Source organism: Vibrio sp. 1CM24A, assembly GCF_023161725.1.
In the GTDB taxonomy this organism is placed as follows: Bacteria; Pseudomonadota; Gammaproteobacteria; order Enterobacterales; family Vibrionaceae; genus Vibrio; species Vibrio coralliirubri.
Genome location: NZ_JALNTS010000005.1, coordinates 295028 through 310625 on the forward strand (window position 1 = coordinate 295028; position 15598 = coordinate 310625).

The 15598-nt window shown below is 43.5% G+C and carries 15 protein-coding genes; 6 read left to right on the top strand and 9 right to left on the bottom strand.

Going from position 1 to position 15598, the window contains the following annotated elements:
• Nucleotides 1-45 precede the first annotated feature (45 nt).
• The 4 genes from rsmS to dinG form a co-directional block, all read right to left on the bottom strand.
• Nucleotides 46-216, bottom strand: a complete 171-nt coding sequence (gene rsmS, locus MSG38_RS13305) for a pleiotropic regulatory protein RsmS (protein ID WP_017055021.1) — start codon at nt 214-216, stop codon at nt 46-48.
• Complete coding sequence (locus MSG38_RS13310) at nt 206-754, bottom strand: primosomal replication protein (RefSeq protein ID WP_248369032.1); 549 nt, start codon at nt 752-754, stop codon at nt 206-208. Before MSG38_RS13310 ends, rsmS begins: the two co-directional genes overlap by 11 nt.
• Before the next feature lie 22 nt (nt 755-776).
• The gene (locus MSG38_RS13315; RefSeq protein ID WP_017062114.1) at nt 777-1556 is read right to left on the bottom strand and encodes a TSUP family transporter; all 780 of its coding nucleotides are present in this window, start codon (nt 1554-1556) and stop codon (nt 777-779) included.
• Nucleotides 1557-1684: 128 nt separating this feature from the next.
• The gene (gene dinG, locus MSG38_RS13320) at nt 1685-3760 is read right to left on the bottom strand and encodes an ATP-dependent DNA helicase DinG (protein WP_017066711.1); all 2076 of its coding nucleotides are present in this window, start codon (nt 3758-3760) and stop codon (nt 1685-1687) included.
• Nucleotides 3761-4273: 513 nt separating this feature from the next.
• On the opposite strand from dinG, the gene MSG38_RS13325 reads away from it, so the two are divergent.
• The gene (locus MSG38_RS13325; RefSeq protein ID WP_050651532.1) at nt 4274-5293 is read left to right on the top strand and encodes a porin; all 1020 of its coding nucleotides are present in this window, start codon (nt 4274-4276) and stop codon (nt 5291-5293) included.
• Between the two features lie 74 nt (nt 5294-5367).
• Nucleotides 5368-6015 (top strand): DUF2057 family protein, encoded by a 648-nt coding sequence (locus MSG38_RS13330; protein ID WP_050651531.1) that lies wholly within the window; start codon nt 5368-5370, stop codon nt 6013-6015.
• A 73-nt stretch (nt 6016-6088) separates the two neighbouring features.
• Here the strand turns inward: MSG38_RS13330 and MSG38_RS13335 are convergent, their stop codons facing one another.
• The gene (locus MSG38_RS13335; protein ID WP_086971786.1) at nt 6089-6817 is read right to left on the bottom strand and encodes a pseudouridine synthase; all 729 of its coding nucleotides are present in this window, start codon (nt 6815-6817) and stop codon (nt 6089-6091) included.
• 321 nt (nt 6818-7138) lie between these two features.
• Here MSG38_RS13335 and MSG38_RS13340 point away from each other — a divergent pair, with 321 nt between their 5' ends.
• Entirely contained in the window at nt 7139-9364 is a 2226-nt protein-coding gene (locus tag MSG38_RS13340) for an NADP-dependent isocitrate dehydrogenase (RefSeq protein ID WP_050648555.1), read from the top strand.
• A 330-nt stretch (nt 9365-9694) separates the two neighbouring features.
• Here MSG38_RS13340 and cspD read toward each other — a convergent pair whose 3' ends face one another.
• Nucleotides 9695-9916 (bottom strand): cold shock domain-containing protein CspD, encoded by a 222-nt coding sequence (gene cspD / locus MSG38_RS13345; protein ID WP_004736548.1) that lies wholly within the window; start codon nt 9914-9916, stop codon nt 9695-9697.
• Nucleotides 9917-10501: 585 nt separating this feature from the next.
• Between cspD and clpS the strand changes: the two genes are divergently transcribed.
• Entirely contained in the window at nt 10502-10822 is a 321-nt protein-coding gene (clpS, locus tag MSG38_RS13350) for an ATP-dependent Clp protease adapter ClpS (RefSeq protein ID WP_004737430.1), read from the top strand.
• A 39-nt stretch (nt 10823-10861) separates the two neighbouring features.
• The gene (gene clpA / locus MSG38_RS13355) at nt 10862-13135 is read left to right on the top strand and encodes an ATP-dependent Clp protease ATP-binding subunit ClpA (protein ID WP_048607331.1); all 2274 of its coding nucleotides are present in this window, start codon (nt 10862-10864) and stop codon (nt 13133-13135) included.
• A gap of 187 nt (nt 13136-13322) precedes the next feature.
• On the opposite strand, the gene infA is transcribed toward clpA, so the two are convergent.
• The 3 genes from infA to aat all read right to left on the bottom strand — a co-directional run bounded on the left by infA (nt 13323) and on the right by aat (nt 15031).
• The gene (gene infA, locus MSG38_RS13360; protein ID WP_001040192.1) at nt 13323-13541 is read right to left on the bottom strand and encodes a translation initiation factor IF-1; all 219 of its coding nucleotides are present in this window, start codon (nt 13539-13541) and stop codon (nt 13323-13325) included.
• 81 nt (nt 13542-13622) lie between these two features.
• Complete coding sequence (locus tag MSG38_RS13365) at nt 13623-14321, bottom strand: arginyltransferase (RefSeq protein WP_086969468.1); 699 nt, start codon at nt 14319-14321, stop codon at nt 13623-13625.
• Nucleotides 14321-15031 (bottom strand): leucyl/phenylalanyl-tRNA--protein transferase, encoded by a 711-nt coding sequence (aat, locus tag MSG38_RS13370; RefSeq protein ID WP_086969470.1) that lies wholly within the window; start codon nt 15029-15031, stop codon nt 14321-14323. Before aat ends, MSG38_RS13365 begins: the two co-directional genes overlap by 1 nt.
• A gap of 53 nt (nt 15032-15084) precedes the next feature.
• Between aat and MSG38_RS13375 the strand changes: the two genes are divergently transcribed.
• Nucleotides 15085-15540, top strand: a complete 456-nt coding sequence (locus MSG38_RS13375) for a glycine zipper 2TM domain-containing protein (protein ID WP_048659671.1) — start codon at nt 15085-15087, stop codon at nt 15538-15540.
• Nucleotides 15541-15598 lie beyond the last annotated feature (58 nt).

The following is a 15598-nucleotide window of genomic DNA, read 5'->3' on the forward strand; positions in this document are numbered from 1 at the left end:
ATGCTAGATGCTAGATGCTAGATGCTAGATGCTAGATGCTAGATGCTAGATGCTAGACGCTAGTTTGGCTTGTAAATCTTGCTGGACAATTTTGATTGCTTCTAACGCGACTTTTGGATCGATTTCGTTGCTTTCGAGCAGATAGATCAGGTCGACAGCTAACTTAACTTCTTCTGGTGCGTTATCCAGTGGTGATGGTGTGTTATCAGTGTTCATTTCGCTTAGGGTTCTCTAAGTTAATCAGTCTCTCAATATTTTTCATTGAGTCTTCACAGCGTTCTAATCGCTCTTTGGCTAACTGCCAAGCCTCTTCCGCTTTTTTCTTACCGTGGCGAGGCGCAGAATCAAAAGCTAATTTCCGTACTCGCACTAAATCGACCAATCGCTTTTGCCAGTCTTGGTGCTGAGCGAGTTCGTTGTATAGATCGTTAAGGGTTTTCCCTGACTTACTTTTTCGGTCCAAGCGTAAATCGTGGTTGGCTAACTCTCTTTGGATTGCTGCAATCTGATTGGTCAGTTTTTCTGTCAGGTAGTTGGCTCTGGACGCGGTCAGTTGATTTGAGGTTTGTTCACGTACAATGGTGCGGTACGTTGCCTGAGTTTCAAGTGCATAGGGAAGCAAAACAGAGGCGCCACATTTAAATAAGGCTCGGTCAAATAAGGCTTGATGATAAGCCCCTCGAGATTTATCAACCTGCGAGCAATGGCCAATCAAGGTATCAATGACACTTTTTAGCTTTGAAAATTGATTCATTTCACTTCCCGTTGGCTACTGCCTATAAGTTCACAAACCAAGCTTCGTATGCCAGTTTAATTGCAAGTACGCTTACTACGGTAACAAACACAGGTCGTATAAATGTAGCACCGAAACGAATAGCAGAGTGAGCGCCAACGAATGCTCCAGCCATCAAACAAAGACCCATGGTTAAACCTAGAACCCAATCAATATGACCAAGAATCGCGAAGGTCACCAAAGAGGTAAAGTTACTGGTAAAGTTCATGGCTTTGGATAGACCAGAGGCAAGTAAGATGTTTAAGCGGTAAAGCGCCATAGAGCTTACCGTCCAAAACGCGCCAGTTCCTGGGCCTGCAACCCCATCATAAAAACCAAGAATGAATCCTTGGTACTTTTGTTTTCTCTTAAGCACAGGGCAAGGCTTAGGAGACACATTATGGCTCACATCTGGAGTCTTATGAAAAATGGTATAGACAGCAGCGGCAAGAATGACTAACGGCAATACCTTCTCTAACCACTCAGTGCTAATGGCATCAACAGTGAGCGTGCCGATTGTCGCACCTATTAAAGTAGATATGAATGCATTGACCCAACACTCAGGCTTGAACAGCTTTTTACGGTAGTAAGTGAATGCAGCTGTAGATGAAGCAAACGTTGCGGCCAGCTTATTAGTTCCGAGTGCAATGTGTGGCGGTAAACCAAGCGATAGCAAAGCTGGAACGGTTAACATCCCTCCGCCACCTGCGACAGCATCAATAAAGCCCGCTGCAAATGCAACCAGAGCAAGTATGACCAACATGGTTGGCTCAATCATTTCCATAAATAGCTAGTGTTCTCGTTATCGGCTGATAGGGCAGCCACATGAAAAATCTACGGATTAGTCATGTTGGGTTGTGAATGCAAGGGCCTAGCGATGAAGGCCCATAACTACCTCGAGGGCAGGGGATATTAGTATTTTATTGTTCTTTTAAAAGGCGGTAGTGAATCGAGTAGGGACTTTCCGTATCGCTTCGTTACTATGCGTCTATCAAGGATCGTGACTTTACCAGAATCTCTTTCCTTACGCAGTAGTCTACCCACAGATTGAATAAGCTTTTTACTCGCATCTGGAACAGTAATCTGCATAAAAGGGTTGCCACCGCGTGATTCAATATATTCTGAATGTGCTTGCTCTACAGGAGAGGTAGGAACACCAAAAGGAATCTTGGTAATCACCAGGTTTTCAAGAAGCTCACCCGGTAGATCAAGACCTTCAGAAAAGCTGCCAGTTCCAAAAAGAACGCTGGTTTTACCTTGGTCTATTAGCTTTTTATGTTTTTTTAGGATTTCAGTTCGTGAAGTATCACCTTGAACCTGCAATGCCCACGACTTTTTAACGAAATCTGTTGCTAACGCCTCTGCAACTTTGTTCATTTGCCAGTAAGAAGAGAATAGAACGAGATTGGCTTTTTTGTCTTCTATTACCTTAGGCAAAATTTCAATAAGATATTCAGTAAACTGAGGTGCTTGTGGTTCGTACTTCATTGCCGGAACGATCAACTCAGCTTGATTCTGGTAATCAAACGGTGATGCCAAAGCCAAAAATTGTACGCCATCTTCTGCTTTTTGGCTGATACCTGCTTGATGACAGAAAAAGCTGAAAGAGTTGAGCGCCCTCATGGTCGCAGATACTAATACGGCACCAACACAGCGGCTCCAGATTTGCTGATCCAGTTGCCACCCCACCTCTAGTGGTGAAACATTCACAACGAAATCGCCTTCGCTTTCTTTGTTCAGTTCGAGCCAACGAGCCAAAGGAGCGCCTTTTTCTCTCTTCGGTTCTGCCATTAAGCGCCAAACTTGGGCAAGGTTCTCTGTTCTTTGTATATAGAAGCCAATTTCTGCCAGTGCGGGCTCTGCAAGTTTTGCTGAAAGCTCGCCGTCTTTAACTCGTTCTGCAATTAGGTCTGCAATCTTCGCAACGGCTTGGCTCGCCTTTTGTGTGAGTTGCTTGAGATCTTTAGATTCATTCTCTAGCCACTCAGGTAAGTCGCCATGTTCGAAGCGATACAAGCCGTCTTCAAAGTGGTTAGCGTCAAACTGTTTGCTCATTTGAGTCAGTGTCGGGATTAGCTGTTGCACTGAGTCTTGCAGCTCATTTCTAAATCGGTGGACACGTTTCTCGTCTGCAAGACCTGAAAGCTTAGTGATTGATTGATTCAAACGCTCCAACCATGACGCCGCGCCTTTTAAGCTCGCAGCCGCAGAAGAGTGATCTCTGGCTACATGCGGTAAATGGTGAGCTTCATCGAATATATAGATGCTATTTTCTGGTTCAGGAAGTATCACGCCGCCGCCTAAGTCTGCATCAGCCATCACTAAACTGTGATTGGCGATAATCACGTCTGCTTTATCTAACTCTGAGCGAGCTTTCTGGAAAGGGCAGTCTCTATGCGTAGGCATACTGTTGTTACAGCTATGCTTATCACTGACAATCATCTGCCAAATCATATTGTCGATGGGTTTTGGCCACGAATCACGGTCACCATCCCATTTACCTTGGGTTAGGCTGCGGTACATGGTTTGAAGTTGGTCGATATCCTTCTTCTTCGGCTTAGATTCGAACATTGCCATTTGTCCGCCATCAACCCCGCAGGCAGCGGCTAGCTTTTCGGAACAACAATAACGCTGTCTACCCTTCGCTAATATGAAAGAAAACTCTCGATCAGTCAGTCTTCTATATAGAGGGAGATCCTTATTGACGAGCTGTTCTTGTAGCGCAACCGTCGCTGTCGATATGACTATTTTTCGATTATTGAGCACAGCGACAGGAATAGTAGCCATTAAATAAGCCAGTGATTTCCCGATCCCCGTTCCTGCTTCTGCAACAATCATGCGATTACTTTTGTGGTATTGACCACAAAGTGTCTTCGCTATTTCTGCAACAAGGTAATTTTGAGCACGACGAGGTACAAAGTTGTCCAACTGATCTTGGAGGTTTTGATAACTGGTGCGAATAGATTTTTGAATTTTAGTAGTTAGCATACTGTGACCTACGTAACGGAGCGAGGATAGTAGCACATATCACTAGTCGGTACATTTACGGTGAAATAGCTTGCTTTTGAATCAAAGGTAGATCTTGTTCACAAAAAAAAACTGAACCATCAGGAACTTAACTATTTTATTTATGTTGCGAAATATAAATATTAAAAAAGACTGGCTTGTAGGTGTTAAATCCTGAAGTGTGGTGTTGTTGTGAGCTATTTTTGGTGTTAAATGCTGTTTTGTTCTTTTTTTGGATTATTATATTTCCTGATAAAACTAAGGATAAGCTGCTCGTAAAACAATGAAAAAAAATGTAAGTGGTTGATTTTGATTGCTTTGTGTTTTTTTTAGGTTTGTTTTTAGTTTATTTGACACGCAGGATAATCTTTTGCAATCTAGACCTCGAAATTTAGTGACGGTGATTAACCAACAAAGAGTGGTAATGACCAGTCATAAAAATAAAAGGGAACCGGGCAAGGATCTCCCATTCTTAGAAAAGGCAGTGGATTTATTATGAAAAAGACTCTATTAGCGCTAGCTATCGCAGCTACAGCAACTTCTGTAAACGCAGCAGAAATTTACTCTAACGACGATACTAAAGTTGGCCTAAAAGGCGAGGTAGATATCTACCTATCTCAATCTGAAGTAGACAAAAACCTAACTGAAACAACTAAGAACGAAGCTGACGTTTCTACTTGGGCTAAAATCCAACTTGACGCTGAGCAGAAGCTTAACGATCAGTTCACAGCATTCGCATCTTTCGAAATCGAAACTGACGGCAGCAACGCTAAGTTCGATGACGTTCTAGCTGGTTTTAAAACTGACACTTGGGGTATGGCTTTCGGTGAAACTGGCGACCTAGCAGAATCTGCTGACGCTATCCAGAAAGACGATATCACAAACGAAGGTAACTACATGGGCTCTACTGGTGGTCACCACCGCGAGTCTTCTGGCCACGGCGCTGTATTCAAAGGTCAATTCGTTGAAGGTTTCACAATCGTAGCTGACGTTAACACTGATTCTACTGAAGACGTTGACAACACTTACGGTATCTCTGCAGATTACGCATTCAGCAACTTCTCTATCGGTGCTTCTTACATCACTGGTGACGCTGCTAAAGACGTAGATTACTCTCTTGCTGGTGCTTCTGCTTCTGCTGAGTTTGGTGGCCTATACCTAGCTGTTACATACGCACAATTTGAAGGCAACCAAGGTTACGGTTACTGGGACCTATCTGACATCGCTGCTAATTCTTACGGCAACGGTGAAACTATGGGTATCGCAGCTGCTTACCAAATCGACGCTGTTCGTCTATACACTACATACTCTGTAGCAACAACTGACGAAATCGCTACAGCAGCGGGTACTTCTAAGATCTCTGATATCGACTCTACTAACCTAGTTGTTGGTGTTGATTACGCATTCCGTGACAACATCCTATTCCTAGCTGAATACCAAACTGCTGATTTCGAATACGCATCACAAACTCTAGATGCTGACGGCGTTATCGCTGGTGTTTACTACACATTCTAATCTGTAGTTAACTATGCTATACAAAAGCCAGCTATTAGCTGGCTTTTTTACATTTATTGATTAAGGAATCGTACATGAACAAGTGGTATTTGAGTTTTGTCTGTCTATTCTCTGCACCATACGCAACGGCTGCTCTTGATTTGGCTTCTGGTATTTCGCTAAATACTTTGAACGGTGAGGTTGTTGAAAGTGTGGAAGACGCTGTATTCACCTCAGGTGAAAACCAACTCGTTTTAGATTACACAGGGTATTTGAGCGATAAAGGCAAACGCGAGTTTATCAGTACAGTTCCTTACATTATGGTAGTTAATGTTCCCGAAAATGCTGATGTTGATATTGATCTTCTAAGTAGAAAGTACGCTAAAATCGAAAAAAATGTCGACAGAGAACTTCCTATATTCAGTATCTCTGTAAACGGTGATGATGCAGAAGTCGTGCAAGAAGTTTTGCCTCCATCTCAAGGTGCACTGCCTTACAGTGATATCCCTCAGTTGGTTAAAGACTACAACCAAGAAAGAGGCTTAGTTTTTGATTCAGGAAAGATTCGTTCGTTGAAAGAAGAACTAGCAGCAGTACAAACTGGTGCAGTAGTTGGAGCGACGGTAGCTGCCGACAGTACTGTGCAAGAGTCTGAAAATACACTTCAACTTAAGCTTTGGTATTCAAGAGCTAGTGAGGAAGAGCGTAAAGCATTTCAAAAATGGTTGATTGACCAAAAGTAAGACCAAAAAGTTTTTAAAGCGAGGTGTTCTTGTCTATGACAGATACCTCGCTTTTTCATTTCTACTATGTTGACTAGATTTCTTTCCACTCACCAGGCAGCAGCTGCCCCACATTCATGTTGCCCATTGAATAACGGATAAGACGTAGGGTAGGGAAGCCGATATTGGCTGTCATTCGTCTTACCTGACGGTTACGTCCTTCAATGATTGTGACAGCTAACCATGTTGTCGGTATCGCGGCTCTGAAGCGGACTGGAGGATTTCTATCCCACACTTCAGGTTCTTGCATCACTTCTACTTTAGCCGGTAATGTCATGCCGTCTTTTAGCTCGACACCTTTTCTCAATTTATCTAAATCTTCCTCAGAAGGGGCGCCTTCAACCTGTACCCAGTATGTCTTTGGGGATTTTGAGTTTGGTTGAGTTAACTTAGCTTGAAATATCCCATCGTTGGTTAAGACCATTAACCCTTCGCTGTCGCGGTCAAGACGACCTGCAGCATAAACGTCTTTCACTGGAATAAAGTCCGCTAGCGTTTTTCTCCCTTCTCCATCTGTAAATTGGCTTAGAGTATCGAAAGGCTTGTTGAACAGAATTACTTTGCGATCTTCGAGCGCTACCTTAGGTTTTGCGTTGGTAGGTTTGCCTTTATATCGGTGCTTGCTTGAGTGAGATTTGTTGTGCGAATTGCCAGTGTTATTCCTATCACTGCTTCGGCTTTGTCTATTACCGCTTTGTTTTAATGTTGCACCAGAACGAGCCGGTTTGTCTGAACGAGATGCGCTGCGTGAGCGAGTAGACATGTTAACTACCTTGCAAAAATGTAAACGAAGTGTGCTGAAAAGTTTTCACTGAAACGGAATTGAGCTATCATTTGCGCGCCTAAAAGACACAAAATAGAACAAGTTGATGGACTCTTAAGCCTGATTTGTTTAATTATACCTTCGTGTTTTATTATAACAACGCACTCACGGATTTGGTTCATGCTGTCATCAAGATTGCATGAAAAATAAGATAGAGTACGACTATCGAGTAAGCAGTTTTCACTCTTAGAGTGGCTTACTGGTCAATTTATAACATGCTCACTACTTTAAATGAGCTTGTAAGAACTATAGGGAAATTTCATGCCTACTGAAAAACCAACGATCATCTATACCATTACAGACGAAGCTCCGGCGCTAGCAACTTACTCTTTGCTGCCAATCATTCAATCTTTTACAGCTTCTTCTGGTATTAACGTTGATACTCGCGACATTTCACTTGCAGGGCGCATTATTGCCAACTTCCCTGACTACTTGAACGAAGAGCAACGTATTGGTGATGCATTAGCAGAACTAGGTGAATTGGCTAAGACACCAGAAGCAAACATTATCAAGCTTCCAAACATCTCTGCATCTGTACCTCAGCTTCAAGCAACTATCAAAGAGCTACAATCAAAAGGTTACGCACTTCCTAACTACCCAGAAGAAGCAAACACTGACGAAGAGAAAGCTGTTAAAGCGACTTATGACAAAATCAAAGGCAGTGCAGTAAACCCTGTTTTACGTGAAGGTAACTCGGATCGCCGCGCTCCACTTTCAGTTAAAAACTACGCGAAGAAGAACCCACACTCAATGGGTGCTTGGTCTGCAGATTCGAAGTCGCACGTTTCAAGTATGGACGACAAAGACTTCTTCGGTAGCGAAAAGTCAGTAACCATTGAAGGTGCTACAGAAGTTAGCATTGAATTCGTTGGTAAAGATGGCGCGAAGAAAACATTGAAGCCAGCTTTTGCACTGCAAGATAAAGAGATCATTGATGCGTCAGTGATGAACAAGGCCGCTTTGGTTGCGTTCTTCGAAAAAGAAATCGCATCGGCTAAAGAGCAAGGTGTATTGCTTTCTCTTCACATGAAAGCGACGATGATGAAAGTATCTGACCCAGTGATCTTTGGTCACGCGGTTAAGGTTTACTACAAAGACGTATTTGCTAAGCATGGTCAACTGTTTGAAGAGCTAGGCGTTGATGTAAATAACGGCATCGGTGATGTCTACGCGAAGATCGCTGCGCTTCCTCAAGAGCAGAAAGAAGCAATCGAAGCTGACCTGCAAGCGGTATACGAGACTCAACCACCACTAGCGATGGTTGATTCGGACCGTGGAATTACTAACCTACACGTACCAAGCGATATCATTGTGGATGCATCTATGCCTGCAATGTTGCGTTCTTCTGGTCAAATGTGGGATCCAGAAGGTAAGCAAAAAGATACTAAAGCAATGATCCCAGATCGTAGTTACGCGAGCATCTACCAAGCGGTTATTGATTTCTGTAAAGAGAACGGCGCTTTCGACCCTACAACGATGGGTAGCGTACCAAACGTTGGCTTGATGGCTCAAAAAGCGGAAGAGTACGGTTCTCACGATAAGACTTTCATCCTTGAAGCTGCCGGTCAGGTTCAAGTTGTTGACGCTTCAGGCGCTGTGCTTCTAGAGCAAGACGTAGAGGAAGGCGATATCTTCCGTATGTGTCAGGTTAAAGATGCACCCATCCAAGACTGGGTTAAGCTTGCGGTAACTCGTGCTCGTGCATCGGGTGTTCCTGCGGTATTTTGGCTAGATGCGTCACGCGCGCATGATGCTCAGCTTATCAAGAAAGTTGAAGCGTACCTTCCTGAATACGATACCGATGGTCTTGAAATTAAGATCCTCGCTCCACTTGAAGCGACTCAATACTCACTGGTTCGTATCAAAGAAGGCCTAGATACTATTTCGGTTACAGGTAACGTATTACGTGATTACCTAACTGACTTGTTCCCGATTCTAGAGCTTGGTACATCAGCTAAGATGCTATCGATTGTTCCACTAATGAACGGTGGTGGTCTGTTTGAAACAGGTGCTGGCGGTTCTGCTCCTAAGCACGTTCAACAAGTAGAGAAAGAAAACCACCTGCGTTGGGATTCCCTAGGCGAATTCTTGGCATTGGCTGCGTCTCTAGAGCACCTGAGCGTAGTAACAGGTAACGCTAAAGCACAAGTTCTTGCTGATGCGCTTGATAAAGCAACGGGTGAGTTCCTTGATAACAACAAGTCTCCTTCACGTCGAGTGGGTGAGCTTGATAACCGTGGTAGCCACTACTACCTAGCGGCATACTGGGCTAAGGCGCTTGCTGAGCAAACGGCTGACGCTGATCTTGCTGCTGAGTTTGCAGGTGTGGCAAGTCAACTGGCTGAAAGTGAAGAAGCGATTGTTGCAGAACTGAACAACGCTCAAGGTGTCGCTGGCGACTTAGGTGGTTACTACCTACTTGACGATGCATTGGTTTCAACACTAATGCGCCCAAGCTCAACGCTAAACGCATTTATTGATGCATAGTGATTGGACTTATCGTTAGTCAGTCATGAACGTGATTTGCTAACGAGTTGCTTAGTTTGAAAGCTAAGTCATAGATAAAGTCAAAACGAGAGACGCTTTAACGATAACGTTAAAGCGTCTTTTTTTGTTCTTTTTTAATCCCCCCAAAACCTAGCTCAATAAGAATACATCCGCGAACTAGTGGTCTAGTGAGCAACTTCATAGCCCTCAAAACGAAAAAACCGCTCACGTAAGCCTGTGTTACAGGTATTAAATGAGCGGTTTCAATATTCTGTTTACCTGTCAGCCGTTAATGACGACTGACTGAGGTTAACATGAGTTGTCATTCGCCTATTTTGCGGCGCTGCCTTCTACAGGAACAACGGAGCTAGCATGCGAGCCTTTAGGTCCACTTTCTACTTCATAGTCGACCTGCTGACCAGCCTTTAAGGTTCGATAACCTTCCATTTGTATTGTGGAGTAGTGCGCGAAAATATCGCCGTCTTCACCTTCTGGACAAATAAAGCCAAACCCTTTGGCATTGTTAAACCATTTTACTGTACCTGTAGCCATGCTATACATCCCTCATGCATTTTGTTACAAACGTTGTTATATCAATTGTTGTAAGTGCGATTGATATCATTCCTACCAGCTAAAGAATTTCAGCTAATAGCTTGAATCTCGTACATTGCTTACGGAAATTAACGCTACCCTGCGTAATTATTCCTTATTGTTAATTTTTGAAGCGTGTTACTGATTTCAATTCATGTTGCAAAAATGTATTAAAAAACCTTTTAGCTCCAATGTAGCTAATGATTGAGCACAGTCAATAGTAAATTGGTATAAAAGTGATCAATTTTAATAACAAATCACATTCGAGATTAACTGCAAACTATTAACTAAATAGTAACTTAGCGGTAATCTTATCGTTAGCATCAATAGTTGTGGTGTCTTTTTAATCAATCACATATGTTAATCCTGTTAATCGAGATCTTTTATTTGCAGCGATGGAAATGGTGGATTAGGCTCAGTATAGAGGAATATTTTTTGGTACTGTTTCTCGGTGCAGTTTCTTAGTACACCGTAAAGCGTGAATGTGGTAAATTTGAGTTAGGTAAACACTCACGACTTCCGAAAAATAACCCTTAGCAAAGCGATATGAGCAGAAACTTTGAATGGGCATCTCCAGGCTCAGATTTACTGGAGAAAGAAGCAACAAAAGTAAAGCCACCGGCGATGTATAACGTTGTATTGAATAACGATGACTACACGCCCATGGACTTTGTAATCGAGATCCTAGAGCGATTCTTCTCACTAGATATCGAAAAAGCAACGGAAGTGATGCTCAAGGTTCATTATGAAGGTAAAGCTATATGCGGCACATACAGTGCTGAAATAGCGGAAACAAAGGTAGCGCAGGTCACGATGTACTCAAAGGAAAATGAGCATCCGCTACTATGTACAATGGAGCAAGTATAAATTGCTCGAACAACACTGTTGTTCCCTTAGGAGGTACTTATGCTAAATAAAGAATTAGAGACGAGTTTAAATGGCGCATTTGCTCGTGCGCGAGACAAGCGACATGAATTCATGACTGTCGAACACCTCCTACTAGCATTATTAGAAAATGATGCGGCCAAGGAAGCGCTCCAAGCTTGTCAGGCTGATCTCGATGCTCTTCGCAATGAGCTCGATATTTTTATCGATCAAACGACCCCACTTATCCCTGAAAGCGACGAAACTCGCGAAACTCAGCCAACGTTGAGCTTCCAACGAGTACTTCAACGCGCTGTTTTTCATGTTCAATCTTCAGGTCGCAGCGAAGTAACAGGTGCTAACGTACTTGTGGCTATTTTTAGTGAGCAAGAATCTCACGCGGCATATCTTCTTAAGAAAAACGACATTAGTCGCTTAGATATTGTTAACTTCATCTCACACGGTATTACTAAAGCCAGCAACGAAGGCGACAGCCCTTCATCATCTGATTCATTTGGTGGTGCAGAAAATGCTGAAGAAGCTAATTCAGAAGATCGTTTAGAAAACTTTGCTACTAACCTTAACGAAGTCGCAAAACAGGGCAATATTGACCCATTAATCGGTCGCGACAAAGAGCTAGAACGTACTATCCAAGTTCTATGTCGTCGTCGTAAGAACAACCCTCTGTTAGTGGGTGAAGCGGGTGTAGGTAAAACTGCCATCGCGGAAGGTCTTGCATGGCGCATCGTTGAAGGACAAGTGCCTGAAATCATTCAGAGTAGCGTGATTTATTCTTTAGATATTGGCTCACTGCTAGCAGGAACCAAGTATCGTGGTGACTTTGAGAAACGTTTTAAAGCGATTCTTAAGCAACTGGAGAAAGAAGAAGACGCGATTCTGTTCATCGATGAGATCCACACCATTATTGGTGCGGGTGCTGCATCGGGGGGTCAGGTTGATGCGGCAAACTTAATTAAACCACTACTAAGCAGTGGTAAATTACGTTGCATCGGTTCAACAACGTACCAAGAGTACAGCAGTATTTTTGAGAAGGAGCGTGCTTTAGCTCGTCGCTTCCAGAAAATCGATATTATCGAGCCATCGCTAGACGATACGACCAAGATCCTGATTGGCTTGAAGCCAAAATACGAAGCTCACCACGAAGTGCGCTACACCAACAAAGCGTTGCGTGCCGCTGTGGAACTGTCAGCTAAATACATTAATGAACGTCACCTTCCAGATAAGGCCATTGACGTAATCGATGAAGCGGGCGCTCGTAGCCGTTTGGCACCTGCAAGCCGTCGTAAGAAAACGGTAAGCGTGGCTGATATTGAGTCAATGGTTGCGAAAATGGCGCGTATTCCTGAGAAGTCAGTATCGTCTTCAGACAAAGATACACTGCAGAAACTGGATGACCGCATGAAAATGTTGGTATTCGGACAAGACCCTGCAATCGATGTATTGAGTGAAGCGATTAAGCTGACCCGTGCTGGATTGGGTGCAGACAATAAACCTGTTGGTTCATTCTTATTTGCTGGTCCTACTGGTGTAGGTAAAACAGAGGTGACGGTTCAACTGTCTAAGTTGATGGGTATTGAGCTTCTACGCTTTGATATGTCTGAGTACGGTGAGCGTCACTCTGTGAGCCGCTTGATCGGTGCTCCTCCTGGTTATGTTGGTTACGATCAAGGTGGTTTGCTAACTGATGCCGTAATCAAGAACCCGCACTCTGTTGTGTTACTGGATGAAATCGAGAAAGCTCACCCAGATATCTTTAACTTGCTACTGCAGGTAATGGATAACGGCACGCTAACTGATAACAATGGTCGCAAAGCGGACTTCCGCAACGTGATTCTAGTGATGACGACCAACGCAGGTGTGGCTGAAACCGAGAAGAAATCGATCGGCCTGATCCAACAAGATCATGCACCAGATGCGATGGGCGAAATCAAGAAGGTATTTACTCCTGAGTTCCGTAACCGTCTTGATAATATCATTTGGTTCAACAGCCTTGATCCAAGTGTGATTAGCCAAGTCGTTGATAAGTTCATTGTTGAGCTTCAGGTTCAACTGGACGCTCGTGGTGTGTCTTTAGAGGTTTCTGAGGATGCTCGTCACTGGTTAGCTGATAAAGGCTATGACAAGACCATGGGTGCTCGTCCAATGGGGCGTGTGATTCAAGAGAAGCTTAAGAAGCCACTTGCTAACGAGTTACTGTTTGGTAGCTTGGTTGATGGCGGTACGGTTAAAGTATCCCTGAAAAAAGACGAATTGGATTTCATCTATGTTGGTGCTAAAGAAGAGGTTATGCACTAATGAAGTGATTGATAATTCAAGGGCTTAAATTTAAAACGCATGACTTCGGTTGTGCGTTTTTTTATGCTTGCGAGATGCGAGATGCGAGATGCGAGATGCGAGATTGATGTGCTTGTGTAGTAAAACGTTCAGGCAATAAAAAACGGAGCCTTAAGCTCCGCTTCTTATTGTATTCGCTAATTAAAAATTAACGAGCACGGAAGACGATGCGGCCTTTAGAAAGGTCGTATGGAGTCATCTCAACAGTTACTTTATCACCAGTAAGAATACGGATGTAGTTCTTACGCATTTTACCAGAGATGTGTGCTGTCACTACGTGACCGTTTTCAAGCTCAACACGGAACATTGTGTTTGGTAGAGTATCAAGGACAGTGCCTTGCATCTCGATTACGTCTTCTTTAGCCATCTAATCCTCTTTCGAAATTTGGCGGTTTTCAACGGCTTGATTGTGCCGTTAAAATCAAAATATGTAAAGTTGTCGCGTATTCTACCCTTGCCACCGCTGATTTACTAGCCTTTGATGACGTTGAAATCGTACTTTATAGTTCATCGCAGGGCATTCATCGATTTGATAACCCAAATATAACCATTGTTTTTGTTCTTTCTGGGCATGTTGGATCTGAAATAGAACGCCAAGTGTTCCCATCGAAATGTCTATATCAGGATCGAAGAAGGTATAAAACGCGCTCGTACAGTGAGCCATGATGTCGGTTACGGCGATACCAACCAACTTGTTCTCATCATAGATGTGCATGAACTTTGTAGTAAGCCACTCATTTTTAGAGAATTGTAGAAACTCTTCTTTCTTAGGTGGGTACATGGTTCCCGAACGGTGACGAGCGGTGATATAGCGACTGTATAAGTCAAACCAGTTACCATCCATCTCATCTTTCAGCTCCCAACGCAGTGATTTTCCCTTGTTCAGGAGCCGTCGTTGGCTTTTGGAAAGCTTTACCTCAGGAATTGAAAGGCGAATTGCTTGGCATGCTGAGCAATTATCGCAATGTGGCTTATAAATGGTTGAACCACTGCGGCGAAATCCATTCGCAAGCAGAACTTCATAGTTATCTGAGGTGTGCATGTGTTCGTCAAGCGTGACCGCCACTCTTTCTTCGAGGTGAGGTAAGTAGCTGCAAGCGTGATTGTCTGTTAATCCAATTCTGATTTGTTGTAAATCTGGATTCATTAAGGCATTTCCTTTAGCCATTGGGTTTTAAAGCATGCATCGTCAACGGAGAACTCTTTGAGTAATTGCAGAGAGCCTAGGAATTCATCCCTATCAACCTCGATAGCGCCTAAGGATTCCAAGTGAGGGTTCATGACTTGGCAATCAATCAGTTGTCCGCCGAATTGTGTAAAGTGCTTACAAAAGTACCACAGCGCAATTTTAGAGGCATTGGTCTTTAGGCTGAACATCGATTCACCGCAAAAGACTTGGCCTCTTTGTAAGCCATAAAGCCCGCCGATCAGTTCATCGTCTTGCCAAACCTCAACCGAGTGGCAGAAACCTAATGAAGCGAGCTTGCGATAGGCTAACTGCATGTCGCTGTTTAACCAAGTTTCTTCTTCGGGTCTTAGTGAAGAGCAATAACCAATTACTCTGTCCGTCGCTTGGTTGATGCTGACACGATAATTGTGTTTTCTTTGAAACTTTTTAAGACTTTTTGACGGTTCGAATGTCTTAGGATTAAATACCGCTCGCGGTGCAGGGCTCCACCAAAGTATAGGCTCACCTGGGCCATACCATGGAAATATCCCTTGGCTATAAGCGTTTAAAATTCGCATTGGTGATAAATCACCACCGAAGGCGAGCAGACCGTTGGGTTCATCAAGCGCGTCGAAGGGCGAAGGAAACTCTATACTAGTAGTATCAAGTTCGGTTAGGTATATAGTCATAAGTACCGCATTACAGATTAATCACTGACCAAGAGGTCTTTAGGAGTTTTACCATGAAGAAGTTGCTTTGGATTTTACTTGTTTTGCCTATGTTGGCAAATGCAGCTTACAACAGAAACGAAGCTCGACCAGTGAACGAAGTAGTTTATGGTGAGATCGATACGGTTAGATACATCACTCAACAAGAGATCGTTGAATCGAAAGCGAATGGTTGGGAAACCTTATTAGGTGCGGCGATTGGTGGCTTGATTGGTAATCAGTTTGGCGGCGGCACCGGTAAAGAAGTGGCGACAGCTGTCGGTGCAGTAGCAGGTGCGGGTATTGCTCGTAACCGAGGTAACACACAGTATAAAGTTGAGTACAAACTGGTTGAGTTACTGGTCAAAACCAAAGACGACAAGTTGGTCAACATCATCCAAGATGTCGATAACTCGATGTTGTTCAACCGAGGCGATGATGTACGAATTCTCTATTTTTCAGATGGTGTTCGAGTTGATATCGTGTACTAGTATGTAAATGCAATTGATTGGCTGATTAATCATCGGTTTGAGCGGGATTAGCTCTGGA

Bases quoted from the DNA above. Each gene is read 5' to 3' on its own strand.
- MSG38_RS13340 (WP_050648555.1), top strand. From the start codon at position 7,139: ATGCCTACTGAAAAACCAACGATCATCTATACCATTACAGACGAAGCT.
- clpA (WP_048607331.1), top strand. From the start codon at position 10,862: ATGCTAAATAAAGAATTAGAGACGAGTTTAAATGGCGCATTTGCTCGT.
- infA (WP_001040192.1), bottom strand. From the start codon at position 13,541: ATGGCTAAAGAAGACGTAATCGAGATGCAAGGCACTGTCCTTGATACT.
- clpS (WP_004737430.1), top strand. From the start codon at position 10,502: ATGAGCAGAAACTTTGAATGGGCATCTCCAGGCTCAGATTTACTGGAG.
- MSG38_RS13310 (WP_248369032.1), bottom strand. From the start codon at position 754: ATGAATCAATTTTCAAAGCTAAAAAGTGTCATTGATACCTTGATTGGC.
- rsmS (WP_017055021.1), bottom strand. From the start codon at position 216: ATGAACACTGATAACACACCATCACCACTGGATAACGCACCAGAAGAA.
- aat (WP_086969470.1), bottom strand. From the start codon at position 15,031: ATGACTATATACCTAACCGAACTTGATACTACTAGTATAGAGTTTCCT.
- dinG (WP_017066711.1), bottom strand. From the start codon at position 3,760: ATGCTAACTACTAAAATTCAAAAATCTATTCGCACCAGTTATCAAAAC.
- MSG38_RS13365 (WP_086969468.1), bottom strand. From the start codon at position 14,321: ATGAATCCAGATTTACAACAAATCAGAATTGGATTAACAGACAATCAC.
- cspD (WP_004736548.1), bottom strand. From the start codon at position 9,916: ATGGCTACAGGTACAGTAAAATGGTTTAACAATGCCAAAGGGTTTGGC.
- MSG38_RS13315 (WP_017062114.1), bottom strand. From the start codon at position 1,556: ATGGAAATGATTGAGCCAACCATGTTGGTCATACTTGCTCTGGTTGCA.
- MSG38_RS13375 (WP_048659671.1), top strand. From the start codon at position 15,085: ATGAAGAAGTTGCTTTGGATTTTACTTGTTTTGCCTATGTTGGCAAAT.
- MSG38_RS13330 (WP_050651531.1), top strand. From the start codon at position 5,368: ATGAACAAGTGGTATTTGAGTTTTGTCTGTCTATTCTCTGCACCATAC.
- MSG38_RS13325 (WP_050651532.1), top strand. From the start codon at position 4,274: ATGAAAAAGACTCTATTAGCGCTAGCTATCGCAGCTACAGCAACTTCT.
- MSG38_RS13335 (WP_086971786.1), bottom strand. From the start codon at position 6,817: ATGTCTACTCGCTCACGCAGCGCATCTCGTTCAGACAAACCGGCTCGT.